Source organism: Phocaeicola sp. RTP21198st1_B8_RTP21198_201120, from assembly GCF_040929485.1.
Lineage (GTDB): Bacteria > Bacteroidota > Bacteroidia > Bacteroidales > Bacteroidaceae > Phocaeicola > Phocaeicola dorei.
Map to the genome: position 1 here is coordinate 1 of NZ_JBCOCI010000019.1, position 25,092 is coordinate 25,092.

Genomic DNA, 25,092 nt, shown 5'->3' on the forward strand with positions numbered 1-25,092 from the left:
GCCTTAGCATGTGCATTGATGAAAATACGTAGCTTTCAAGCTAAAGATTTTGCACAATATCACCCTGGGGGTAGCTTGGGAAAAAAACTTTTAACTAATGTGCGGGATTTGATGCGAAAAGATAATTTACCTATTGTTAATTCTGATATGAGAATAGCAGAGGCTCTGACAATTATAAGTGATGGAAGGTTAGGTATGGCAGTTGTCTTAAACTCTCGTCATTTAGTTGGATTAATTACTGATGGGGATATTCGTAGAACATTTCAAAGATATCAGAAAGAATCATTTGATATGGTTGTAAAAGATATTATGGTAACAAATCCAATAATAGTATATGAGAAAGAAAAGATTGTAGATATAGAACATTTATTTAATGAGAAAAGAATTCACACATTAATAGTTTTAGATGATAATAATGATTTTGTGGGTTTTATAGATTATAGAGATTGTATGATTTAATTTAATAGTAATCAGATATGAAAATAGTTGCTTTTTTGCCAGTTAAGGGTTCTAGTGAACGTATTAAAAATAAGAATACAACATTAATGAACGGTAAACCTTTATTTTTACATACATTGGAAAAACTCGTACGTTGTTCTTTTATTGATGAAGTTTTTCTAGATACAGAAAAAGATGAAATTTATGAAATTGCAAAACATACGAATTGTATTTATTTGAAACGTGATCCAGAATTAGCTACCAATAAAACTGACGGACACAGTCTATTTTATAATGAAGCAAAAAAGATAAATGCTGATATTTATATACAGATTTTAGGTACCAGTCCTTTTATTAAACCTTCTACAATTGAAAAAGGGATCAATATACTGAAGGAGCAGGGTGATCTTTATGATTCTGTTATTTTGGTGAAAAATGAGAAACAATATACATGGAGTAAAGAAGGTCCCAATTATGATAGAATGCATATCCCAAATAGTAAGGATTTACCTGATACAATCGTAGAAACAATGGGGTTGTATATAACAAATAGTGATGTAGCATTAAATATGAAACGCCGTTATGGTATAAAGCCTTATTTACTAGAAGCTGAGCCTATTGAAGCTATTGATGTGAATTATCCATTAGACTTTGAATTGGCAGAGATAATTTCTAAGGGATTGAAATCTTTAGAAAATAGAAAATTGGAATTCTTAAAGAAACTTGTAAATAGTGCAATGCTATCTGACGTTTTAGATGATATTGGTTTATATAATTGTGTGATAACAGGTTTGAAATGTAATATTGGGGGTACAAAGGTTTTGGGGCGTGCACGAACTTTGAAAATACGAAAACTAGAAAAAGGAGAAGATTTTCATGGTATTTATGATGCTTTGAAATCTTATGCGGAGATTTCGGATAATGATATTATAGTAGTTGAAAATGAATGTCCCGATTATGCTTATTTTGGTGAACTAAATACAATGTTATCCATCCGTTCTGGGGCCTCTGCAACGATTGTTGGTGGAGTGACTCGTGATAGAGATAATGTTATGAAAATGAATTATCCTGTTTTTTCAAAAGGCTATAACTGTAAAGACGTGCGTAAACGTGCTACTTTAGCCAATTTTAATCGGACTATTAATGTTTTGGGGGTAACAATCTCACCTTCTGATTTAATATTTGCTGATAATGATGGGGTAGTTGTCATACCTGTTGCATACGAAAATAAGATAATGAAAGCAATAATTGAAAAAATAGGAATGGAAAATAATGTGGCTAGTGAAATTGCTCGTTACTCTAATCCTTTAGATATTGTTGAAAAAATAGGAGAATTTTAATAAAAAGTATCCGTTTGTTCTAATAATTATAGAGCTAATTTATTGGCAAAGTATATGTATAGTAATACTGATTTTGAACGTCTTTTTGTCCGTTATAAATTGGTTCGATAGAAAAATTCTGCATATTTAACAAAGTACCTTATAACCTGTTTGAAGAAGGATGCTATCGTGAACTGTGATGAGACTTTGTATCGGGTTTATATGAATACTTTTTGGACTCAGCTGTTTGCTTACTTAAATGGTGGCTTTTATTCAATCAACAGTTTCATTGCCGGACGATTTATTTGCCTCTTAGCCGGTGAGCGAAAGAATTCGTTATTCTTCGGAAGTGATAAGATGGTCCATGTCTCAGCGGTATATCATACCATCATCTCCACTTACAAGATGCAGGGTGTGTCAGTACTGGATTATTTCAAGAGATTCCTTATCCTGATTTCGAAAAGACGATAAGTATGTCTCTATAGAAATTCTCGTATAATTCATTAATTAGAAATGAACAAATACAAGCGTTTAGGTAAAAACACGCTTTTGGTCTTCATCGGCAATGCCGGCAGTAAGCTTATAGGCTTGGTTATGTTGCCATTCTATACTAGTTGGCTATCAGTTGAGGATTACGGAGTAACCGATATAATAAATGTCTATGTCAGTTTTCTGGTTAGCATTGTCTCTTGTTGCATAGCAGAATCTATATTTATCTTTCCAAAAGGGCAGAAAGTGGAGAAGCAAAAGCAATATTTCTCTTCAGGTATTGTTTTTGTATTGCAGGCGTTTTTTGTCTCCTTCTTATTGTTTGGGACTGTAGATTTTGTTTCTTCCATATATGGTTTTTCAAACAGTTTTACGGATTATCTTTGGTTGATATACGGTTTGATGGCAGCAACACTTTTGCAGCAGTTTTTTCAGCAGTTTACACGCAGCATTGATAAGATGATTGTTTATGGAATGGCTGGAATCGTATTGACCTTGCTTACAGCTATTTGTTCATTCATTCTGATCCCTTTGAAGGGAGTTGTCGGTTATGTACTTTCTCTTATTCTGGCAAATCTTTTTACGGGCGTGTATTCTTTCTTCTTTTCGGGAAGTTACAAATATTGTTCACCGGGTAGTGTGAATAATGAATACTGTCGTGAAATGCTTCAATATTCTGTGCCTTTGATTCCAAACGGTGTGATGTGGTGGCTTGTAAATGCACTGAACAGGCCTATAATGGAGACGTATGTGGGATTACATGGCATCGGTCTGTTTGCCGTAGCAAACAAATTTCCTGGAATTATAGCCATGATATTTACTATATTTGTTTCTTCCTGGCAGATATCCGTATTAGAAGAATATGGCAAAGATGGTTACGCTAGTTTCTATAATAAGATATTCCGGGGTGTGCTTTTAATACTCTTGGTGTTGCTTGTCATTGTCACATTTATCAGTAAATGGTTAGTCTCTTTTTTTACTTCATCAGATTATTTAGATGCATGGATATATATTCCCGTACTCACATTGGGTATTTTCTTTTCTTGTGTGTCAGGATTGGCGGGGAGTACTTTTTCCGCTGTCCGGAAGAGCAGATATTTTTTCTATTCAAGTGTTTATGGAGGTTTATCTTCTATCGTTTTCAATTTTTTGCTAATACCGTTGTGGGGTATTTGGGGAGCAGTCCTGTCCGTTGTCCTGTCGTTTATGGTTATGTCGGTCTCAAGGGTTGCGTATAGTTGGACGTATGTAAAATTGACCCATATCCCCCGTTTGTTACTGATGCTGTTGTTGACTTGTATATATATAGTTTCAGTATGTTTGACGGGTAGCGCGAATAGTCTTGTTGCAGGTTTTATTACGATAGGATTATTGCTTTTATTGAATTGTGACTTGCTTCATTTATTAAAAAGGAAAATCATTAAAAGATATATTGCGAAATGAAAAAGAAGATAAAGAGGATAATAAAACAATGTTTATCTATAGGTCGGGATTCCATTAATTTTGCAGCGTTTTTAGTGGAAATGATTTTTAAGAGCAAGTTGCATAATTCGTTTAGCCGAAGATATTCAGGCAAGGTAGCTATCTTGGCTAATGGTCCATCTTTAAAAGAAGTATTGCCCAAATTGCAAATGGATAAATTCTCAGATACTGACTTCATTGTCTTGAATTTCTTTGGAATGGAAGCTGTCTTTACCAGAATCAAGCCGAAGCATTATTGTCTGGCAGACCCTATGTTTTTTTCATCCAAACCATAAGCAAAAGGAGGTGAGAAATCTTTTTTCTGTATTGAACAGGAATGTGGATTGGGATATGAATATCTATACACCTATAGGCTCTGTGGATGACTTTAAAGTGTTTAGTGCATTGTCTAATCCTCATATTCGGCTTGTTTCTCTTAATACCATAACTTATAAGGGTTTCGAATGCTTGCGACATTTTTTTTATAAGCATGGTTTGTCCATGCCTTTAGCTCAAACAGTGGCGAATATGGTTATTTATGTTGGGACCAATTCTGGCTATCAGCAAATTGGATTATACGGTGTAGATCATACCTTTTTTGATTCGATGTGTGTAGATGGAAATAATCGGTTGTGCAATAAAAAAACTTATTTTTATGATAATGGGGAGGTTCTTCTCAAACCAATTCTAAAAAGTGATAATTTTCAAATATGGATGGTTGGGGATTATGTGACAGCGATTGGAAGGATGTTCCTAGCATTTATCTATGGTTTGCTTTCTTTTGAAGGTGATGACCAAAAGACAATTGATTTTGCCGTTGCTGCCTCATGTCTCAAGCATACCATCAAAGGCGATTACAATCAGGTTTCTAAAGAAGAAGTTTTAGCTTTGATGATGGGCGATGCATCTGGCCGGGTAAAAAGATTAGAATAACAAAAAATTATGGATAAGATGGTAAAAAAAGAAATAAAAAGTGCTTTTTCGTTCGTTAAACAAACTGTTAAGTTTGTTTTTTTTCTTGCACATTTGCTATTTCAGACAAAAGGTAATTTGAAAAATCCCCTAAAAAAAGTGTATTCAGGGAAAGTGGCCATGCTTGCTAATGGTCCTTCTATGAAGAATGTATTACCTAGATTGACGACGGATGAGTTTAAGAATACTGACTTCATAGTCTTGAATTTCTTTGGTTCAATGGATATTTTTACTCAGATTAGACCAAAGCATTTTTGTATGGCTGATCCTATGTTCTTTCAAGAAAATCACAATCATGATAGGGTTATGAAGTTGTTTGATGATTTGAATAAGAAGGTGGATTGGGAGATGAATCTTTATATACCTGCTTCTTTGAAAAGACAATTTTTGGCATTTAGCGGTCTGCATAATAGTCATATTCATATCGTGCCCTTAAATCTTACAGTATATACAGGTTATGAAGAATTTCGTCATTATTTCTATAGGCATGGTTTGTCAATGCCTAGTGTAGTTACAGTTGCTTTGATGGCGATTTATGTAGGTATAAACTCTGGTTATAGTGAGATTGATTTATATGGCGTGGATCATACATTTTTTGATTCTTTGACCGTTAATTCAAAAAATCAATTATGCATTTGTGATACCCATTTCTATGATAAAAATAAAGTGGAATTGAAACCTATGCTTCGATGGGATTCTACAGTTTGGCGCATGAGTGATTATTTGGAAGAGAAAATGGCTGTCTTCAAGAATCATGATATTATGGCTGCCTATGCGGTGTCTCAAGGTGTACGTATAGTCAATTGTACAGAATGCTCTTTGATTGATAGTTATGAACGAAAACAAATTGACTTATAATAATGCTTCCATTGGTTAGCTCTAAATTAAGAAGTATATCTTCATTTTAGTGCTTACATATATTGAATGACTTTTTACTATTAACAAAAAGAGGACAGAAACCTTCTAAGTTCCTGCCCTCATTCTCAAAAGCAAATGGAAAAGAGTCTTATCTCCACTTTTCCCTTTTAATTTCTTGGCACTGTCTTCGTTGCCACACGGTCATCACCTTTTCCAGCTCCTTCAGCTTCCACATCTTCATGAATCGGATTTCATCCTTTTCCTGTTCATTGCCGATGCTGATACGCAGCAGTTCCGGATAAAGGATTTCCACATGGAAGATTTTGGCACGCCACAGCAGTATGGACATCTGCCAGGGAGTAAGCGCATGGGTGTGTTCCAGGGTAAGTAGCATCTCCAGATAATAACGGTAAAAAGCCCGGTCAAGGACTATCAGTTGGTCTATCAGTAGTTTCATATCAGTTAGCGGTTAATGATTCATATTTATATGCCTGCCATTTCTTTCACTACATTGAAACATGGACACGGTTTCATGGGATTCAGATCATGATGCCCCACAATCAATGACGTGGGAAACAGCTCTCGCAGTTCGCGGAGCAACGCCAGCATGGCGGCTTTCTGTTCCAGCGTCCGTGTATCCGTGGGTACGCCGCCGGAAGACAAGCCTCCTTCATAGCAGATGCCTACGGAATGGCGGTTATGGTTCTTGCAATGCGCCCCCATTTTCTCTATCGGTCTGCCACGGTGAATCTCGCCGTTGCGCGTGATGTAGAAATGGTAACCGATGTCACTGAAGCCACGGTGGTGGATATGGTCGTGGCGGCAGGCTTCAAAGTCCAGGTTTCGCCCCTCAGGGGTGGCGGAACAATGGATGATGATCAGTGTTATTTTACGCATCCCGGCCGACTAAATGCAACTTTGTATACCTATGACGCTGCCTATGGCGGTCGCCACTGCGATGATTACTTTGAGGATGAGGCTCCAGGTTGATTTTCTTTTCTGATTTTCCATAAAGATAAAGTTTTAAGAGTGATACATTAAAGAATAAACAAGACAGGGGGAGGGAGTTACTCCTCCCTCCATGACTTTAGACTCCCGGTTCGTCTTTGGTCTTCAGCAGGTCTGCCACGGCTTTTCCCTCTTTTTCGGCACGCAGTGCGGCTGCCTGTGCGGCCCGGCTGGCTACGGGCTGGAATTCCAGTGCGCCGAAGATGGTTTTCAAATCCTCACCGGGAACATATTGGATATTCACCCCGGTGATGTGGGCAGCGGTGAAATCCGTCAGTTTTTCCGTACCTACACTGGCTATCTGGAGACGGAACTTGCCCAGTTCGCCAAAGTCCACTTGTTTGCCTTCGGTGAGGGCTTCCAGCAGATTGTCCACGGTGGCGGTAAGGACGGCCACCACATCGGCGCGGCTCACGGTGGTTTGTGAAGAAACACGCTTGCTGAGCTGTTTCAAGGTAAGTTCACCGTTGATTTGTGCTGTGGCGTAAGCCTTGGGGGCTGCATCCTTGTCCAGCGGATTGGGACGCAATGAAACACTGTAATTTAATGCCATAATCATTTTGTTTTTAAATGGTTACTATGAATTGAACATGACAAAGATAACACTCCGGAAAGAGGGGGTTGTGAAGAGGCGTAAACCGGCATGACGGTGTATGACACACTGTGACAGAGGGTGAGATAAAGTGAATTAAAGGTCTTGAACTATTTCTATATGTGAGCTATTTTCATTACATTTGCTATAAAGATTAACGATATGAAATTGGCAATATTACTGATAGGTAATTGATGATTTTAAGTCGAAATATGGTAGTAAAAAAAGTGAATGTTATGAACAAAGAAGAAGCGTATTCCGGCGAATGGCCGGTGAAACCTTATTATAAACGGGATCTGGCCATGGGGTACGCCCCCGATATTACTCCCGTGGCGGCGTTGAACCGTCTTTCCGCCTGGATACACCATCACAAGTCGCTTTATCAGGCTCTGCTCGATTCGGGCTATGTGGACAGACAACGCATTTTCAATTCAGTGCAAGTGGGATTGATTTTCCATTATCTGGGAAGACCGTAATTAGTGGTTAGTGGGCTGTGCGTGTACATGCATACGGTGGCGTTGCCTTATGCATACGTATGCGTAAGCCTATACTTGCCTATGCATAAGCCTATGCTTGCTAACGTGTAAAACCAACCGAGCAGCTTCACTAACCACACTAATCACTAACCACCGCATTCCTCCTCGCTCTCGTGCTCTTCGTAACGTCCGCAAGGTTGGCGGGTGTAGTACACGGTTCCCGTGCGGCATAGTTCCTGATCGCGCACTTTCAATACATCCAGACGGGTGAAGGCGCGGTCGGGTTCGTTTATGCGAGTGATGGAAAGGATGAAATCGGCCAGGTTCGCCCAGTTGGCGCTGCCCGATATGGTGTACATGTTGATGTCCTCCATCTCGTTCTTGCCGTCTATTTTCTTCAGGCTGCGCGGATGCGCCACAATGATTACCCAGATGTGGTTGTCACGCCCCCACGACTGGAAACGGGTCAGCATCGACTTGATGCTCTGGGTCTCAGTCTCGTTCTTTCCGCTTTGCGCCTCTACAAAAAGATAAGGATCTATAACCAGATATTTCAACGGATGCCTGCGGCGTATCAGATCGGCCCGATGCAGGATATTTCCGGGAGTGGGCGGCACCTCGTGCATATCCAGATGAATCATGTGAGTGTTCAGAAAATCAATATAGGGCGTCAGCTGTTCGTCGGTATAGGCGGTGGTGTTGGCTTTGCCCAGCAGCAGATGGACCAGGTGGGCGATATGCTTGTCCTTGTCCGGCACCTCGAAGGAGAGGTAGCACACGAAGCGTTCCGTGTCGCGCATGATGCGGCTGGTCAGGTCATTCAGGAAATCAGTCTTTCCGCTGTTGGGCATTCCGGTCATGATGATCAGGCCTCCTATGTCGGTGGGGTGGAAAACGCGGTCGGTCAGCGGTCCGTAGCCCACGCTGTAGCCATGGTCGTATTTGCCGTGCAGCACGTTTATCACTTCCTCCCTGCGTTGTTCCACCGTGATGATATCGGTGGTTTGGCAGGCACAGGCATCGTCTATGACGTTACGCACCACTTCGGTGCCGTAGAGCTTCATCACATCGCCTATGTCCTTGCATCCTCCGGGCAGGATGGTGAAAAGGCAGCGTGCCCCGAAATAATCGGAAAGATGTTTTACCAGTATGCGCCCGGGCAGGTCGGAGTCACCGCAGATCACGATGTCCTGTACCTGGTCCAGCCAGGGGATGAAGGCCTCGAAGCATTTTGCCAGGTCGCTTGCCGCTCCCGAGGGTACGCTGATGACATGGCGGTATCCTGCTTCCATCAATGTCAACGCGTCTTTTCCTCCTTCTACGATGATGAGGCGGGGGATAATCTCCTCTTCCACCAGCAGCGGGTTGATGCAGTCTATGTTATAGGGGGCGCACGGTGTGGTGGGCGAATCCTGACTCCAGAATTTGCTGTACGTCAGGGGCTGTCCCTCTTCGGGCTTTGGAGACTGGATGGGGCTGCATGAGCGGTACTTGGCATTGACGGGACGTCCGTCCACATAATTCACGTATGCGATGCAGGGAAAGATGCTGGAAGCCTGTTCGCGCTTGTCCTCACTGTTTTTGGTGATGCAGTAATGGCGCAGACAGCCGATGTGTGCCGCAATGGCGGTGGTGAGGGAGATGCCCTGGTCGGCCAGGTAGCGGCGTGCGGCCAACTGGTCGGAGTCCGTACAGTCGGGCGATTCGTCCAGCGGCTTGATTTTTTGCATCACGGTGGGGGCGAGGGCTTTGTAGTCGCCCGGCAGCATGGGGACTTCGTTTACGGAGTTTTCCGCATTCCGGCTATCCTGTGGGCGGTATGTTCCGGTATTTGAGGGAGAATCTCCTTTTTTGTAAGGGAACATGGGACGGTTGTCCTTGCAGTAATCGGTCAGAATGCCGTTGAAGTCGCATCCGGCGTAGAAGCAATGATATAGTCCTTTGGCTTTTGAGATATACAGATGCATGGTGCCGCATTTGGGGCATCGGGCGATGAAATTCTTTCCCGCATTCTTGCGGTCCGGAAAGTCTGAGAGTGAATAATAGGGTTTCATTTGAATTGAAAATTAAGAATTAAAAAATAAATATTCGGGTGTATTTGTCATTGGTAGGGACGAAGAATCCGGAAACATAAAGTGGATGCATTCAGATTCTTCGCGAGCTCAGAATGACAAAACGTCACTAACTACTAATCATTGTCTACCCATTCTTTGGACAGCACGTTCCAGATGGCGGTTTCGGCAGGGCGTGGCGGCGCATTCTCCGGTATTTCCACTTTTCCGTCTATAGGATCATCGTAATAACGGATGTTCTTGTCGGACTCCTTCCACTCGAAGGGTGAGACGGGGCGGAATTCACGGAGTTTTCTATGTTTTTCTTCCAGATCCTTGTTCAGTTCGCTGCCCAGCCGGGCAATGGCTTGCCCCATCAATGATTGTCCGTGGCGTGTCTTCATGAGGTTTTGCAGCCAGATGATTTTTCCCGTGTGCGAGACCCGGGAGAAGCGGGGATCGGAGTCGAAGTAAGGGATGAGAAACTGGTTCACCAGGATAACCAGTCCTTGTAACGCCCTTGGACGGGTATAGTGGTGGCTGGTGGCTATGCTGTTGATGAGTGGGACCAGTACCCGCTGCTTTTCTTCGGGACTGGCGTTGAGCCGGTGGAAGAAGTCTGTGGCGGGAGACAGGGCCGGTGACGTTTTTCCGCCGTCAGGCGTTTCCGCAGGAATTTCCGAAGGAGTCTTCCGGGAATCTGTTTCCTCTGTGTTTCGTACTCCGTTTCCGGCGGAATATCCCTTACGGGAATCCTCCGGAGGATATATATTATTTATATTATATAATATATTACTATTAAAAGCAGAATCCTGCGGTGTTTCTTGCGCAGGATTCTGCGGTGATTCCGTTGGATTTCCATTCTCCTGGCGATACCATAATGGTGAGTAAAATGCGATGACTTTGGTGTGTGGTTCGTCCCATATCATTCCGAATGACAGGCAGTTTGTTACTGCGGCGACCAGTGTTGATGTGTACGAAAAGCGGAGTGACAACCGGATGTCATAGAAATTGCAGTGCGGATAGATACCTTGGGAATTCATGTAAGCGGGCATTCCCAGGTAGAGGTCCAGTAACTTGGTTATGGTGGGGTCGTTTATTCCCCGTCCCTTCCACTGATGGATCATTTTCTGCGTCTCGCTGATGGAAACGCTTTGTTTCAATGCTTTTATAGCCATGTGTGCTTTGTTTTTTTTGTAATAATGGCAGCGAAGTTACAAAGGAAAAAATAGACGCGTCTGTCCACAGTGGACAGACAATTAGTAGACAGATAGTATTATTAACAATATTTAAACTGAAAAAAATGAAAGACAGAGAATTTTCTACGAAGAAGTTGGCCGAGAGCATCAAAGTCCTTAGAAAGGCCAGTGGTGTCAATGTAAAGGGGTTTTGTAAATCCATCCACATGACGGAACATAGTTATTACAGTGCTCTTAATGGTAAACTGACAATCTGAATTTTTATGCCACTATCATGCATCCTTTGGTCGAGAACTATGGCGATTGCGGACTGGACGAGGAGATAGAAGCGGTGAAAGAAGAGTGGTGGAATGTGGTGACGGAGAATTCATGGGAGTATTTGACGGGGGAGAAGAAGGATGAAGTGGAGGGGAGTAACAGAAATAAGTGTTTGGAAACAGAAAAATAGTAGAAATTAAAATCAAAGGATAACGATTATGGAGATAATTCTTATTGTTACATTATTAGTATTGCTATTCTTCAAATGGATAGTTTTCGCATTATTGGCATTACCGCTTAAAGTGGTTTTGTTGATGAAGAAGGAAAAAGATGCGGCGAAAGTTGCCGGAAGAAAGACCGATCTTAGCGTGCTGGGTGATCCAATTTCAGAATACAAACTATCGCTCATACAGCAGATTAAAGCGAAAGCCGCTTCTTACATCATAGGTTATTTGCGCTACATGGACTTTCAGACGGGACGAATCCCCTCCTAACACATTCGTCGTTGGCTCTATAAAAATTTTTTGGGTGTCAACCTTGCGAAGGGGGGTATCATCTATTATGGTGCGGAAATTCGCAACCATCATTTGCTCACCATAGGAAAAGGTTCTATCATTGGAGACAGAGCCATTCTCGATGCCCGTCATGGAGGTATCATCATAGGTAAGAATGTCAATGTAAGTACCGCTGCCAGCTTCTGGACCGAACAGCATGATTATAATGATCCTTATTTTAGGTGTACAAATATTAAGGGAGGAACTATAAATGTTAAAGATCGTGCATGGATAGGTCCGAATGTTATTATTCTTCATGGTGTGACCGTTGGTGAAGGTGCGGTGGTGGCAGCCGGAGCGGTAGTGACCAAGGATGTCCCGCCTTATACTTTGGTTGGTGGAGTGCCCGCCAAGGTGATAGGAAAGAGAAATGAAGATTTAAGATATGAGTTTGATGGTAGTGGATATTTACCGTTTTATTAATAATGAAAAATAATTAAGATCTGAATATGATTCCTAAAAAAATCCATTATGTCTGGTTAGGAGGGGGTAAACAGACTCCTTCTGTAACAAAATGCATTAATAGCTGGCGAAAGGTTATGCCGGACTACGAAATTAAGTGCTGGAGCGAAAATAATTTTGACATTGACTCAGTGCCTTGGGTGAAGGAAGCCATAGAACACTGTAAGTGGTCTCTTGCTTCCGATTACATTAGGCATTATGCCATTTATACCGAAGGAGGGATTTATATGGATACTGATGTGATGGTCTACAAGTCTTTTGACGAGTTTCTGAATAATGGTTTCTTTACCTCTGTAGAGTTTCATCCAGCTCTCTTTGAAGCTCATGGAAAAAAAGATATCAATAAAGATGGTGTTCCTTTGAAAGAAGGTAATGAAGTTTGTGGTTTAGGTATGCTAGCAGCTCTTTTTGGCGCAGAAAAAGGCAATCCGTTTATTAAAGAATGCATGGACTTCTTTGGTACGCGTCATTTTGTTGGTGAGGATGGTGGACTTTTCATGGATTTGATAAATCCGTCTGTCATGCCAATGCTTGCTGTCAAACATGGTTTCAGATATATTGATAAAGAACAAATTATAAGTAACGGAATTCATATTTACCCTTCATGGGTCTTTGCTGGTAATTCGGCTACACGAAGAGTTGATTCTTATTCAATGCACTTTTGCGATTCGAGTTGGAGGGACTATTCTTTTCCAAGGAAAATAAAGCGATGGCTGGTAACACATTATCCGGCGCTCTTTAGAAAAATGTGATATCGATGTGATTATATACGCAAATACTAAAAAATGGAAAGTCCCTTAATTACGGTCATAACTGTTTCATATAATGCAGCTTCATCCATTGAGCAAACTATTATTTCTGTTATTAATCAAACTTATCCCCATATTGAATATATTATCATTGATGGGGGGAGTACAGACAATACAGTAGATATCATCAAAAAGTATGCGGATAAGATCTCTTATTGGGTGAGTGAACCTGATAAGGGGATTTATGATGCGATGAATAAAGGAATAAAGATTGCTGCGGGAAAATATACTTTATTCATGAATGTAAATGATACTTTTTATGCCTCTTCTTCGATAGCAGAAGTATGTAATTTGATGGAAAAGTACGATTCTCAACATGATGCTTATTATGGTAATGTGGCAGTTTCTAATGAATACGGTTTATATATAATGAAACCTGGACCGTTAGAATTAATTGAAAGAAAAATGATATTTTCTCATCAATCTGTTTTTATAAGGACATCCCTTCTGAAAAAATATTTATTTGATTTGAGATATCGATTCGCGGCAGATTATAACCAGTTGTCTATCCTTTATCTGTCTGGTCATTCTTTTTGCTATGTGGATATAACAGTAGCTTTGACGCCTACCGATTCAGGGGCGACTTATGAAAATTATGTTTCTTCAACCAAAGAGCATTTTTTGATTTTGAAGAGAAGGGGCGAGAATATATTTTGGGCAGAAAGAAAAACGCTTTTTCTGCGTTGGCTGGTGAGGAGTGTGAAAACAATAGTTCCCAATTTTTTACTATGTCCACTATTGCGAAGACTGGCGAGATATAAAATAATTTAGCAACAAATAGAAGCGGAACCAATAATAGAAAAAATGGCTGGCTATTTTACTTTCTTTCTTTTGATATTTCTTGTCAATTATTCTAATGTAAGCAATGCTAACAAACTGAATATATCTTTCTTCTTGATAACTCTTTTTGTAGGATTGCGTTATGGCATAGGGTTTGATTATTTTTCATATTACCAGATTATTCAAGACAATAATCTGGAAACAGAGCCTATACCACGCATGCTTATTGATGTTGCCCATAACACCCACTTTTCCGTTTTCTTTTTTATAACTTCCCTTTGGACGGCTGGCTTTTTCCTTGCCGGATTAAAAAAGATGAACTGCTATCCGGAAAGTACGCTCTTTTATATTTGCTTTCCACCATTGTTATGCGCCAGTTTTGGGTTGGTCCGCCAAGCAATGGCTTATTCAGTCATTTTCTATCTGATGTGCCATCCCGATTTCAAGATGAAAAAGAAAATACTATTCATAGTCTTGGCTTTTTTGTGTCATTATTCCAGTGTGATAGCCGTTATCCTGTTATTGCCATTAAAGAGAATGGGGAGGAAAATGCTATGGACTCTTTTTATAGTCGGACTATTAGGGGGAGAGTTTGCTGTTAAAAGATTAGCATTGTTGGACATAGGCAATCCTTTGTTCGTTGTTTTTAAAAAGTATGTCAACGAAAATATGGGAGGCGGTTCTTTTCTTCGTTTTTTGATATATGCACTCGCAATAGTCACACTTGTTAATTATGAGAAATTGTGTAGAAAACAGTTACATATCTTTGCTGTTTATACCTGCATAGGAGCATCACTTTATGCATCTTTCAGCGTGAATCCCCATATGGCAGAACGCTTTTGCACATTTTTCTTCTCGGCAATATTGATCTTGATTCCACATCTTCGTAAATGTATGAGGATGCCTAAGCCCATCTTTGTTTTTATGTTGCTGTTTATTTTTGGGTTCTATATTTACACTGCTCACATGAGTTCTTCAAAAGAAGGGCAGTGGGCAAAATATAAAAAATCATTGTATTATCCATATCAAACCATATTTGAGCAGTCGGACTTATGAATTATCGGCTGAAATTATATCGGCTATAGTCATGACATTCACTTCGCCTTTTATATATCAAAAATAAAATGAGATTGGTGCTTTTATACTTGGGACGCCGGGGCGCAGGACCCGTTTATAGTATTGAATTTGCTCAAGCGTTACTGGAAAAACAGGTTCCGATTCTGGCTATTGTTTCAAACTATAGCGGGAATATAAATGAATGGATGCTGTTGAGCAGGAAGTTTAGGAATCTGAGCTTGGTGACGATTGATACTTATACAAACAAAAAAGATTTTGTTATCAGGTCATTGAATATATGCCTGTTCGCTAAATTAGTACGAATTATCAGAAAATATTCTCCTGATTATGTATTTACACCCATGATTCATCCTTGGCATAACCTTGTGATTTCATTGCTGCCTCGGAAAATTAAAATAATAAAGGTGATTCATGATGTAGCCCCTCATTTGGGTGAAAGCAATCTGTTCAGCATGTTGATGAATAAAGCAGATATATTCTTTTCTGACAGGCTGGTGGTCTTGTCTCAACATTCTAGAAAAGAGCTGGAAAAAGCTGGCATTAAAAAGAATATTTGCATCATCCCCCATGCAAACTTCAGCTATTACAGTAAGTATAATGATTTAGCAACCGAGAGAAAGATATACAATAAAGTAGGCTTTTTTGGAAGGATTAATAAATATAAGGGATTGGATGTCCTGCTTGAGTCATGGGGTATGATAAAGGATACAAACCCAAAATTGAAACTGTTGGTAGCCGGGAATGGGGATTGTCAGGAATATGTCGGTTCGTTTAACAGATATAAGGACTCTATGGAAATCTGCAACAGGTGGATTAGTGATGAAGAAGTTGCAAAGTTGTTGTCATCTGTTGATTTGATAATTCTTCCCTATATTGAAGCTTCACAGTCAGGAGTGATTCCTCTTGCTTTTGCATTAGGGAAACCTGTGGTTGTAACCAATGTGGGTGGCTTAAAAGAGCAAGTTCCGGATGGTTGTGGCTTGATAATTCCTCCAAATAATCCAAAAGCTTTGTCAGATGCAATATGTGAACTCTATAATAATCCATCTAAAATATTGGATATGGGTGCTGATGCCCGGATTTACGCTCAGAATGTTTTAAGTTGGGATAAATCAGCGGCTATATTATTGGATAATCTGAACTTTAAGAAATAATTCAATCATGCGAATCCTCCAAATAATCACTCTCTCCGAGTTAGGCGGTGCTCAGACCGTAGTCATAAATCTGTCAAACAAACTCTCTGAAAATCATGAAGTGATAGTAGCCGCAGGTGAAGGTGATGGAAAGATGTGGCAGATGCTTCATCCCGATATGAAACAGGAATAAATTAATATAATCGTTTTTATGAAAATACTTTTCTCTGGCAATACAGCATGGAGTATGTACAATTTTCGTCGCCTTGTTTTTGAGCACTTTCTAAAGCAAGGCCATGAAGTAGTAGTAGTATCTCCTTTTGATGAAACTTACCAGCAGCAATTGAAAGCGTTGGGATGTAAGGTTTTGCCAATTGATATTGAAGCTAAAGGCAATAACCCACTGAAAGACTTGTGTACGTGTTATCATTATCGTCAGATTATGATTAAAGAAAAGCCTGACTATTGTTTTTTTTATACCATTAAGCCTAATATATATGGCAGTATGGCAGCCGCTTCATTAGGCATTTCCTATACTCCTGTTACTACCGGATTGGGTTATACTTTTCTAGTGGATAATCTGATAAGCAAGATTGCCAAAAGACTCTATAAATTTGCCTTTAGAAATTCGCCTAGCGTCTGGTTTCTGAATAAGGATGATGCGGAGTCGTTCGTGTCTGGTCGGATAATTCAACCAGCCCAGGTGCATATCCTTCCGGGTGAGGGGATAGACCTCAGCCATTTCGCGGTAGTGGAAGAACCTGAAGAAATTTCTTTTCTTCTTGTTGCCCGTATGTTGTGGGACAAAGGAGTGGGGGGTTATGTGGATGCGGCAAGACTGCTGAAACAAAAATACTCTGATGTGCGGTTTAAGCTATTGGGCTTTCTCGGAGTGGATAATCCCCAAGCTATAGCGAAAGAACAAATGGATGAATGGGTAAAGGAAGGTGTTGTGGATTATTTGGGTGTAACAACAGATGTACGTCCTTTTATTCAAGATTCCACATGCGTAGTGCTTCCTTCTTTCTATCGCGAGGGTATTCCTTTTACGCTGATGGAGGGTGCTGCCAGCGGACGGCCATTGGTTGCGACCAATGGAGTGGGTTGTAAGGAAGTGATAGACGATGGTGTCAATGGTTTCCTTTGTAAACTGAAAGATGCAGAAGATTTGGCGCATTGCATGGAATTAATCATCCGGATGACTCCCGAACAGCGTATGGAAATGGGAAAGAAAGGAAGAGAAAAAATGCAGAAAGAATTCAGCATGGATATTGTGCTGAAGCATTATGAGGAGGTGATAGGCAGCTGAAATATAATGTAAGTATAAAAACAATCAACTTATTTGCGGATTCCGAAGAAATTGGCTCTCTTTGCGTGAGAGGGAAACGTTCCGTAAATACCAAGTTTGCCCTCTTGTGTGAAAAGGCTTTGAACATTCCTGCTTATTTACTCTTGAGGCTGCAGGCTGATTATGACATGCTGGTAACTAAACGAGACAAGTCTTTTGCAGAGCGACTTGCCAAAGTAAGAAAAATTGCTGCTGTATTATGATAATGAATGCGGCATATTAAAAAGAACTGCAACGATTTCCACTTCTTTGTAAATATATATAACGGGAGATGACTGAATAATCCCGAAAATCAATTATCCCAAACGAATTTTATTGCTCCTTTTTTGTAAGGCACTCTTGAGAGTGCTTTACAAAATAGCTATGCTCTTATTTGAGCACTCATTTCATTATAGGCATTTTAAACTAACACATTATGCTAAACTTTATTGTGGTCTTCTGTGGCTTTTTCATAGCCGTAGCCCTTGCCCGTATCATCATTCCCCGTATTTTAATCATTTCCCTTCGTAAACGTCTGTTTGATACTCCGGACGCACGGAAGGTGCACAAAAAACCGGTATCCCGGCTGGGTGGAGTGTCCTTTTTCCCGGCCATCTTGTTTACTGTAACTTTCTTGATAGGAATCTGTTATATGACAGGATGGGTCTCCTTAGTGGATACAGGCCAACATTGGGTACAGATACTGTTTATGTGTACAGGGTTGACATTGCTGTATATTGTGGGAATTGCGGATGATTTGATAGGAGTTCGCTATCGTCAGAAATTTATAGTGCAATTGATTGCAGCCTTCATGTTTCCGTTGGCGGGGCTTTATATCAATGATTTTTACGGGCTGTTCGGTATCCATGCCGTTTCCGCTTTCATCGGTATTCCTCTTACCTTGGTGCTGGTGATTTTTATTACCAATGCCATCAACCTGATAGACGGCATTGACGGTCTGGCATCGGGACTGAGTATGGTGGCATTGTCCGTCTTTGGCACACTGGCTGTCATTGATGACAGATGGATGAGTGCATTGCTGGCTTTTACTACCGTGGGAGTGTTGCTGCCGTTCTTTTTTTATAATGTATTTGGAAATGCGGATAGAGGACGGAAAATCTTTATGGGAGATACAGGAAGTCTTACCTTGGGCTATATATTAAGTTTCCTGGCAGTGCAATACACTATGAATACGTATGAAGCGGGTATTAATTATGAAGGTGCCATATTGATATCTTTCAGTGTATTGTTAGTTCCCTGCCTGGATGTGGTAAGGGTGGTCCTAGGCCGTGTACGTCGTGGTAAAGACCCCTTTATGCCGGATAAGACACATATTCATCACAAGTTTCTTGCCATGGGATTCACACCGCGTAAAGCGATGATTTCCATTCTATGCATTTCGTTTTTGTTTTGTGCTTCCAATGTGTTTTTGGTCAGCTACCTGAACAATACGGTGCTGTTCCTCTGTGATGTGGCCGTATGGGCACTGATGAATCTTTATATCAGCAAGTTAATTTCACAACGCAATATTTCCCAAATATGATTGTTCCTTCTTTCCGCCTTTATCATTTTGCAGTAAAACTGATATGGAAACGTATGCTGGTGTTTACCCTGCTGTTCTGGCTGGGAGTGGCAGGAGTATACTATGTGGTAAACGAGACGCCTGTCTGGCAGGAATACGGTTGGTGGCTGCTGATGATGGTGGGTGGCACTTATTTTCTATTGATGGACGTAAAATTGATGCTGATGATAATGCGACATGAGGAGAAGAAGAAATGGAAGCGGTATCGGTTAAAAAACAAATTCGAAGAATGAGGTGCATGAGGGTAATAAAACATTGTTTTATCAGTCTGTTTCTGTTTATAGTACAAACAGTAACGGCCCAAATAAATTATGGCACGACAGGATTGATGAATCTTCCTACTGCCGACATGCAGCGTGACAAGACTTTTATGGCAGGTGGCAACTGGCTGAATCATCATGCCACAGTACCCCGTTGGTGGTATGATACATGGAACTATTATATCAATATAACTATTTTTCCCTGGCTGGAAGCCGGATATCTGTGTACTGGTCATAAGGCAGTTCCTACGGATTATGGCAATAACTCCGGCTATTGGGTTCCGTCTACGTATGGCAAGTTCACCAACCAGGACCGTTCTTTTCATTTTCGCCTGCGGGTGTGGAAGGAAGGTTGGTGGAAATCATGGACACCTCAAGTGGTGATAGGGGCCAATGACGCGATAGGTGATTCGGCGAATGGCGGTTCCTTATCCAATCAGCAGGAACAAGACTATGGTAATGGCTTTTGGAATCGTTATTATCTGGCAATAACCAAACATGTCTATTTTGATAATATAGGTACGTTAGGTGCGCACATTTCGTGGATATATAGTAACCGTTTCGATGATAAATTGAATAATCCTGCTATGGGTGCGAACTTCCGATTTCATTTGAAAGAAAATGGCTCATGGGCACGAAAAGCTGTTAATGGAGTCAATTTAATGGCTGAGGTCGTTCCCGGTTATACAGACGTGAAAGAGAACTTGACATTCAATCCCAATGGTCCGAAATATCAAGTGAATGTAGGTATGGAATACAGCTTTTGGAAAGACTACATTAATGCCATAGTAGAACTGAATCGCTGCAAATACTTCTCTGGCGGTATCGTGTTCAAAGTACACCTGAAATAAACACGTAATAATATGTTACATAAAATTCAACTTTTCTTTTTGTTCTCTTTTCTTTTTATTTCTTTTTTATCAGCGCAAGATAATGAAACATTTGCCGGTATGGCTTGCAAGTTTATTAGCCACAACCGTGCTGTGCTTCATTGTGAGTTGCAACAAAAACAAACTCTTGTCATTCAGACTTCGGATGGTAAGGAACTGAAACTGTTGTGTCTATGGCTTCCACAAACGCGCGAAGAAGAATGCCGATTGGATGACGCTGCTGTTTCTTTAAGACAAAAGGTGGATAAAGTACTGATAGGTTATGGGCAAACAGCCGGAAATCCTCTGTTCTGCTATTACCTGCCGACAAAGAAAATAGGGACAATAGTAAAAATAGATAAACTGAAGAAATACCGGATTCCTCTGTCGCTATGCGATTATCGGTTTTAATAAAAAGAACTTTCAACTTGCTACAACAGGCAATCTGAAGATAATTCGTCCGCAACCTTTGCCTGATTGGAATTGTTTATATAACTTTGTAACAAGCAATGTTGCTGTATAAACGTGAAATGAAGCAATGGAAGAGATAAAGCAAGTGCCCTACGGTGTGTCCGACTTTGTGACGGTGAGAGAAAGGAATCTGTATTATGTAGACAAGACGATGTATTTGTCTTTGCTGGAGCAGCAGCCGGACAACCTGTTTTATATCCGTCCTCGTCGGTTCGGCAAGAGCTTGTTCATCAGTATGCTGCAAGCTTACTATGACAAGGCAATGACAGACCGTTTCGACTCCCTGTTCGGTGGGCTTTGGGTTCATGAACATCCCACATCGCTCCGGGGACGGTATCAGATGCTTTATCTGGACTTTTCACGGGTGGGAGGAGACATTGAACAGCTTTCGGCTCGTTTTAATGATTATTGCAGTTTGATGCTGGACGACTTCATGCACACTTATCGGGATGACTATCCTGAGGAAACAGTGAAAGCGTTCTTCGAGACCCGGCAGATGGCCGACAAACTGGACCTGATACGCAACAGTGCAGTAAGGCTGCGCATTCCTCTTTATCTCATCATTGACGAATACGACAACTTTACCAACATCGTGCTTAACGAGAAAGGCGAGGAGGTTTACCATGCCATCACCCATGCCAGCGGCTTCTACCGCGATGTGTTCAAGAAGTTCAAGGGCATGTTCGAGCGTATCTTCATGACAGGCGTAAGTCCCGTGACACTGGACGACCTGACCAGCGGCTTCAATATCGGCTGGCACTTGTCCATGAACCCCAAGTTCGACAAGATGCTGGGCTTCAGCACCGAGGATGTGCGTGCCATGCTCCTTTACTATAAAGAAGTGGGTATGCTGCCTGCTGAAAGTTACGTGGAGGCGATGCTGACGGAAATGAAACCGTGGTATGACAATTATTGTTTTGCCAAGGAGTGCCTGAAGCAGGAAGCCCGTGTGTTCAATTGCGATATGGTACTCTATTACATTCGCCAATACATGGATAGCGGCCATTCGCCCGAGCGTATGGTTGACCCCAATACGAAAACCGATTACAACAAGCTGAAAAAACTGCTTCAACTGGACCGCCTGGACGGTGACCGCCGAGGTGTTATCCGTCGTATTGTTGAAGAGGGGCAGATCATAACCGAAGTGGAAGAGTCCTTCCCTGCCAAAGACCTGACCAATCCTAATATTTTCCCCAGTCTGCTGTTCTATTATGGTATGCTGACTATAAAGGGTACGTATGGTTCGCAGCTGATTCTGTGCATTCCGAACAACAATGTGCGCAAACAATATTATGAATATCTGCTGGAAGGCTATAACGAGTACAGTGGAATACGAATATCTTCCTTATTGACTCTGTTCACCCGGATGTCCTTCGACGGTCAGTGGCGGGAAGCGTTGCAATACATCGCTGATGCTTATAAAAACCTGTCCTCTGTGCGTGACTCCATCGAGGGCGAGCGCAGCATCCAGGGCTTCTTTATGGCTTATCTGAGCCTGAACGATTATTACATCACCGCCCCTGAATTGGAATTGAGCCACGGCTACTGTGATTTCTTCCTGTTGCCCAACCTGACACACTATCAGTCCAAGCACAGCTACATAGTGGAACTGAAATATCTGCCGAAGAAAGATTTCGAGGCAAAGGCTGCGGAGCAATGGCAACAAGCTGTGGAGCAGATAGACAGCTATGCTCGTGCGCCAAGAGTGGAGGCGTTGCGCCAAGGCACGCAGATGCACAAGATTGTGATGCAATTCTCGGGTTGGGATTTGATGCGGATGGAAGAAGTATAGTGAGAAATGCGACAACTGTATATCAGTTAAATAGATTAGATATAATTGGTTAGAAGAACAGTATTTACGATAATACTGTAATCTCTTTCTTTGCGTTTAAGGTCATAATAACGCATCTCTATTGATATTTTAGTTGAAAAAAACTTATGAGAGTGTGTCAAAACTCCGATAGTGCTATTAATTAGCTTGTCATTTTGAGCCAAAGCGAAGAATCTGTATACATCAAGTGATTGCAAACAGATCCTTCACTAGCGTTCCCTTAGGATGACAAAATGATAGACTATTTTAGTTTTGACATGCCCTCTTCCTTTTTTTGTTGTCGGTGGCGACCGGCATCCGCCTATGTATTGCAAAAACAACAGTCTTCGTGACTACCAGCAGGAAATGAAGTCCCGGCTCTTTAAGGAGTGGGAGTTTCATCAGAGTGTCATGGTGCAAATGCCTACAGGCACAGGAAAGACTCATCTGCTGGCGGCGGTGGTGAGGGAATTCCTCCACCGTTCCGGTACCTGTGTCTGGATAGTGGCGCACCGCAGGGAGCTGGTGCAACAGATAGAGGAAACCGTGGTCCGGTATGGAATGGGAAAAGAATCCGGAACGGTGAAGGTGCTGTCCATCCAGTGGCTGTCACGTAACTGGAAGAATATGGAGGAATCCCCCGGACTGATCGTCATTGACGAGGCGCATCATGCACTGGCGGAGACTTACAAAGAACTTTGGAAGAGATATCCGGAAGCGAGGAAACTGGGCATGACCGCCACACCCTGTCGATTGAATGGTAAAGGCTTCACCGATTTGTTTGATACGCTGATTACCTCATGGAGCATTGCGGAATTCATTGGAAAAGGTTGGCTGTCGGCTTTCGATTACGTGTCCATCCGTGCAGACAGCAGGGAGCAGCGGATGATAAATTCATTGAAGAAACGTGGGGCGGACGGAGATTATCAGGTGAAGGAAATGAATGAGGTGCTGAACCGCCAGGTCAGCATCCGGCGGTTGTATGAGAGTGTCGAGAAGTATGCCAACGGAAAAAAAGGAATTGTGTATGCTGTCAGTATAGCTCATGCCCGGCAGATAGCCGCCTGCTACAGTGCGCACGGGGTGGAGGCCGTAGCTATCGACAGCAAGACTCCTGCTTCGGAGCGGAGGGAATTGGTGGAGGGATTCAAGCAGGGACGAATCAGGGTGCTGGTCAATGTGGATATCTTTTCCGAGGGTTTTGACTGTCCCGATGTGGAGTTCGTGCAGCTGGCGCGTCCCACACTTTCCTTGGTAAAATATCTGCAACAGGTGGGACGGGGACTGAGGAAATCTGGTGACAAGGAGTCCTGTATGCTGATAGACAATGTGGGCCTGCACCGGATATTCGGTCTGCCCGTCCGTGACCGGGATTGGGAGGCGATGTTCGAGGGACGGATGATGGGCAACGCCCTGTCCCGGGTAAGAACAGAAAACAGGCTGCCCGTGTCCTGTCCGTCCTCGGAGAATGACAAGCGGGATGAAGAGTTGGAAATCGTGATGACACATGGACAGTTGCTGGAGGTTATCAGGAACCGGAACTCGTTTTATTTAGAAGAGAAACAGGCAGAACAGAGGGCACATTCCGTTCTAAAAGCTTTCCATGACTGGCGTAGCGGACTGTGGGGGCTGAAACGTGGAAACAGAATGACGATGATGCCTCAGTATCGGGAAGTGTTCGATATCTGTGGAAACCGGGCGGCAGTTCGTTTGGAAGATGGCCGGGTGAGCGTTGTGGATGACTCCGGAAAGCCGGAGATAATAATAGACCGCGGCCGGAGGTTGAGGTTTATGAAAGGGGAGCTCCTTGGCGTCACGGGTGATGACGGTACTGATTCTTACATCGACCTGAAAACAAGCCGGACTTACCGGGAGAAGCCGGTCGTGTTTTCTTATGGTGGAGAGGACTATGGCAACGTGGAATTGCTGAAGGTGGGGGAAACCTTCCATAGTCGCACGCGGAAGGCTTATGCCTCTACGCAGGGGTTGCATAAGGATAGTCTTTGTTTTTACGGTTTTTACTTGAAGATTCCCGACTATCGTGTTCCGAAAAACTGCAAGTTGGTGGATTCGGTATGGTCTACGGTCTTTGATGTTTTTACCTGTCTGCTGGAAGGAGATGACGAGGAGGTGTACTGGTGTTGTGGTCACCTGGCGGACCGTAGTATCGTGGTGATGGACGAGAGTGGGAACTATTATCATGCGGAAAAAGGAAAAAAGAAGCGATATATAGCCTGTAATGTACCTAAAACCGGAGAGAAGGATTTTGATTCTGTGGTGCGGAGGCTGAAGGAGGAAGCCGGACGGCGCGCGGAGGAAATCATTCGGCGGCAGCAGCGGAATGCGGAGGAAAAAAGACAACGGAGACTGGAGGAGATAAGGGATGTCCAGCCTTTCCGGATGGGGGTGAAGTGGGGGCTGAAATTGGGTGAACGTATCGTAGTGCCTCCCCATTACCGGAACATTTGTCCACCCGTCGGTGGTTATTGCGCCTTTGAGGAAAATGCATGCCAATGGGGACTGATGGCCCTGGACGGCAAGGTAGTAGTGGAAGCCAGATACCAGAAGGTGGAGATAGAGGGTGACGGAACGGTGAGACTGACTATTATCCCCGGTAAGGTGAAGACGATAAAACTATGAAGAATCCCGAACTATTTTCTTTCTGTCAATAGATTCCTTTCCTTTTGTTTTCTTGCCAATCTTGCCAAGTTGTTTGTTTAGACATGGCTGATTATAAAAAGAGTATTCTTATAGCGAGAATACTCTTTTTTTATGAGGAATAAATAGGGAATATTTATGAAAACATGTAAGAAAAAGGGGCGTGAAAGGAAATAGTT

Annotated in this window: 29 protein-coding genes; 23 read left to right on the plus strand and 6 right to left on the minus strand. The window is 42.1% G+C overall.

The window, feature by feature from the left end; translation table 11 throughout:
- The 6 genes from AB5935_RS09575 to AB5935_RS09600 all read left to right on the plus strand — a co-directional run.
- A partial coding sequence (locus AB5935_RS09575; RefSeq protein WP_368327412.1) for a CBS domain-containing protein occupies window positions 1-459 on the plus strand: 459 nt, incomplete at its 5' end.
- A gap of 17 nt (window positions 460-476) precedes the next feature.
- Complete coding sequence (locus tag AB5935_RS09580) at window positions 477-1,778, plus strand: cytidylyltransferase domain-containing protein (RefSeq protein ID WP_007845495.1); 1,302 nt, start codon at window positions 477-479, stop codon at window positions 1,776-1,778.
- 492 nt (window positions 1,779-2,270) lie between these two features.
- Window positions 2,271-3,689 carry a lipopolysaccharide biosynthesis protein gene (locus tag AB5935_RS09585; protein ID WP_007845493.1) on the plus strand — a complete coding sequence of 473 codons (1,419 nt, stop codon included), beginning with the start codon at window positions 2,271-2,273 and terminating at the stop codon, window positions 3,687-3,689.
- Entirely contained in the window at window positions 3,686-4,003 is a 318-nt protein-coding gene (locus AB5935_RS09590) for a hypothetical protein (RefSeq protein ID WP_227235870.1), read from the plus strand. The genes AB5935_RS09585 and AB5935_RS09590 overlap by 4 nt, the downstream gene beginning before the upstream one ends.
- 55 nt (window positions 4,004-4,058) lie before the next feature.
- The gene (locus AB5935_RS09595) at window positions 4,059-4,640 is read left to right on the plus strand and encodes a hypothetical protein (RefSeq protein WP_227235871.1); all 582 of its coding nucleotides are present in this window, start codon (window positions 4,059-4,061) and stop codon (window positions 4,638-4,640) included.
- A gap of 9 nt (window positions 4,641-4,649) precedes the next feature.
- Complete coding sequence (locus AB5935_RS09600; protein ID WP_007845489.1) at window positions 4,650-5,537, plus strand: hypothetical protein; 888 nt, start codon at window positions 4,650-4,652, stop codon at window positions 5,535-5,537.
- Window positions 5,538-5,685: 148 nt separating this feature from the next.
- Here the strand turns inward: AB5935_RS09600 and AB5935_RS09605 are convergent, their stop codons facing one another.
- From AB5935_RS09605 to AB5935_RS09620, 4 genes are all read right to left on the minus strand, one after another.
- Window positions 5,686-5,994: a hypothetical protein gene (locus AB5935_RS09605; RefSeq protein WP_007845487.1), complete on the minus strand. Its 309-nt coding sequence runs from the start codon at window positions 5,992-5,994 to the stop codon at window positions 5,686-5,688.
- A gap of 26 nt (window positions 5,995-6,020) precedes the next feature.
- Window positions 6,021-6,434 carry an N-acetylmuramoyl-L-alanine amidase gene (locus tag AB5935_RS09610; protein WP_007845484.1) on the minus strand — a complete coding sequence of 138 codons (414 nt, stop codon included), beginning with the start codon at window positions 6,432-6,434 and terminating at the stop codon, window positions 6,021-6,023.
- A gap of 9 nt (window positions 6,435-6,443) precedes the next feature.
- Window positions 6,444-6,548 carry a smalltalk protein gene (locus AB5935_RS09615; protein ID WP_007845483.1) on the minus strand — a complete coding sequence of 35 codons (105 nt, stop codon included), beginning with the start codon at window positions 6,546-6,548 and terminating at the stop codon, window positions 6,444-6,446.
- Window positions 6,549-6,624: 76 nt separating this feature from the next.
- Window positions 6,625-7,098 (minus strand): HU family DNA-binding protein, encoded by a 474-nt coding sequence (locus AB5935_RS09620; protein ID WP_007845482.1) that lies wholly within the window; start codon window positions 7,096-7,098, stop codon window positions 6,625-6,627.
- Window positions 7,099-7,373: 275 nt separating this feature from the next.
- Here AB5935_RS09620 and AB5935_RS09625 point away from each other — a divergent pair, with 275 nt between their 5' ends.
- Window positions 7,374-7,613, plus strand: coding sequence for a DUF4248 domain-containing protein (locus AB5935_RS09625; protein ID WP_007845481.1), 240 nt, complete (start codon window positions 7,374-7,376; stop codon window positions 7,611-7,613).
- A gap of 146 nt (window positions 7,614-7,759) precedes the next feature.
- On the opposite strand, the gene AB5935_RS09630 is transcribed toward AB5935_RS09625, so the two are convergent.
- Together AB5935_RS09630 and AB5935_RS09635 are read right to left on the minus strand one after the other, a co-directional pair.
- Window positions 7,760-9,667 (minus strand): bifunctional DNA primase/helicase, encoded by a 1,908-nt coding sequence (locus tag AB5935_RS09630; protein WP_038608900.1) that lies wholly within the window; start codon window positions 9,665-9,667, stop codon window positions 7,760-7,762.
- A gap of 134 nt (window positions 9,668-9,801) precedes the next feature.
- A complete protein-coding gene (locus AB5935_RS09635) occupies window positions 9,802-10,842 on the minus strand; it encodes a hypothetical protein (RefSeq protein ID WP_038608901.1) in 1,041 nt (346 codons plus the stop codon).
- 125 nt (window positions 10,843-10,967) lie between these two features.
- Here AB5935_RS09635 and AB5935_RS09640 point away from each other — a divergent pair, with 125 nt between their 5' ends.
- The 16 genes from AB5935_RS09640 to AB5935_RS09715 all read left to right on the plus strand — a co-directional run bounded on the left by AB5935_RS09640 (window position 10,968) and on the right by AB5935_RS09715 (window position 24,895).
- Window positions 10,968-11,120 carry a hypothetical protein gene (locus AB5935_RS09640; RefSeq protein WP_165861706.1) on the plus strand — a complete coding sequence of 51 codons (153 nt, stop codon included), beginning with the start codon at window positions 10,968-10,970 and terminating at the stop codon, window positions 11,118-11,120.
- 17 nt (window positions 11,121-11,137) lie between these two features.
- Window positions 11,138-11,311: a hypothetical protein gene (locus AB5935_RS09645; protein WP_165861705.1), complete on the plus strand. Its 174-nt coding sequence runs from the start codon at window positions 11,138-11,140 to the stop codon at window positions 11,309-11,311.
- Window positions 11,312-11,339: 28 nt separating this feature from the next.
- Window positions 11,340-11,615: a hypothetical protein gene (locus tag AB5935_RS09650; RefSeq protein WP_368327413.1), complete on the plus strand. Its 276-nt coding sequence runs from the start codon at window positions 11,340-11,342 to the stop codon at window positions 11,613-11,615.
- A gap of 30 nt (window positions 11,616-11,645) precedes the next feature.
- Window positions 11,646-12,098 carry an acyltransferase gene (locus AB5935_RS09655; RefSeq protein ID WP_051926253.1) on the plus strand — a complete coding sequence of 151 codons (453 nt, stop codon included), beginning with the start codon at window positions 11,646-11,648 and terminating at the stop codon, window positions 12,096-12,098.
- Window positions 12,099-12,124: 26 nt separating this feature from the next.
- Window positions 12,125-12,889 (plus strand): glycosyltransferase family 32 protein, encoded by a 765-nt coding sequence (locus AB5935_RS09660; RefSeq protein WP_038608903.1) that lies wholly within the window; start codon window positions 12,125-12,127, stop codon window positions 12,887-12,889.
- Between the two features lie 33 nt (window positions 12,890-12,922).
- Window positions 12,923-13,717 (plus strand): glycosyltransferase family 2 protein, encoded by a 795-nt coding sequence (locus AB5935_RS09665; protein WP_051926254.1) that lies wholly within the window; start codon window positions 12,923-12,925, stop codon window positions 13,715-13,717.
- Between the two features lie 33 nt (window positions 13,718-13,750).
- Window positions 13,751-14,782 (plus strand): EpsG family protein, encoded by a 1,032-nt coding sequence (locus AB5935_RS09670; RefSeq protein ID WP_038608905.1) that lies wholly within the window; start codon window positions 13,751-13,753, stop codon window positions 14,780-14,782.
- A gap of 68 nt (window positions 14,783-14,850) precedes the next feature.
- Window positions 14,851-15,957, plus strand: coding sequence for a glycosyltransferase family 4 protein (locus tag AB5935_RS09675; protein WP_038608907.1), 1,107 nt, complete (start codon window positions 14,851-14,853; stop codon window positions 15,955-15,957).
- Between the two features lie 7 nt (window positions 15,958-15,964).
- Complete coding sequence (locus AB5935_RS09680; RefSeq protein ID WP_227235867.1) at window positions 15,965-16,129, plus strand: hypothetical protein; 165 nt, start codon at window positions 15,965-15,967, stop codon at window positions 16,127-16,129.
- Between the two features lie 18 nt (window positions 16,130-16,147).
- Complete coding sequence (locus AB5935_RS09685; RefSeq protein ID WP_038608909.1) at window positions 16,148-17,245, plus strand: glycosyltransferase family 4 protein; 1,098 nt, start codon at window positions 16,148-16,150, stop codon at window positions 17,243-17,245.
- 454 nt (window positions 17,246-17,699) lie between these two features.
- Window positions 17,700-18,806, plus strand: a complete 1,107-nt coding sequence (locus AB5935_RS09690) for an MraY family glycosyltransferase (protein WP_038608913.1) — start codon at window positions 17,700-17,702, stop codon at window positions 18,804-18,806.
- Window positions 18,803-19,078 carry a hypothetical protein gene (locus tag AB5935_RS09695; protein WP_038608915.1) on the plus strand — a complete coding sequence of 92 codons (276 nt, stop codon included), beginning with the start codon at window positions 18,803-18,805 and terminating at the stop codon, window positions 19,076-19,078. The genes AB5935_RS09690 and AB5935_RS09695 overlap by 4 nt, the downstream gene beginning before the upstream one ends.
- 5 nt (window positions 19,079-19,083) lie before the next feature.
- Complete coding sequence (locus tag AB5935_RS09700; RefSeq protein ID WP_120053302.1) at window positions 19,084-19,956, plus strand: YjbH domain-containing protein; 873 nt, start codon at window positions 19,084-19,086, stop codon at window positions 19,954-19,956.
- A gap of 12 nt (window positions 19,957-19,968) precedes the next feature.
- Entirely contained in the window at window positions 19,969-20,385 is a 417-nt protein-coding gene (locus AB5935_RS09705; RefSeq protein WP_038608919.1) for a hypothetical protein, read from the plus strand.
- Between the two features lie 127 nt (window positions 20,386-20,512).
- Window positions 20,513-22,237 carry an ATP-binding protein gene (locus AB5935_RS09710; protein ID WP_038608921.1) on the plus strand — a complete coding sequence of 575 codons (1,725 nt, stop codon included), beginning with the start codon at window positions 20,513-20,515 and terminating at the stop codon, window positions 22,235-22,237.
- 342 nt (window positions 22,238-22,579) lie between these two features.
- Window positions 22,580-24,895: a DEAD/DEAH box helicase gene (locus AB5935_RS09715; protein ID WP_038612212.1), complete on the plus strand. Its 2,316-nt coding sequence runs from the start codon at window positions 22,580-22,582 to the stop codon at window positions 24,893-24,895.
- Window positions 24,896-25,092: the final 197 nt, after the last annotated feature.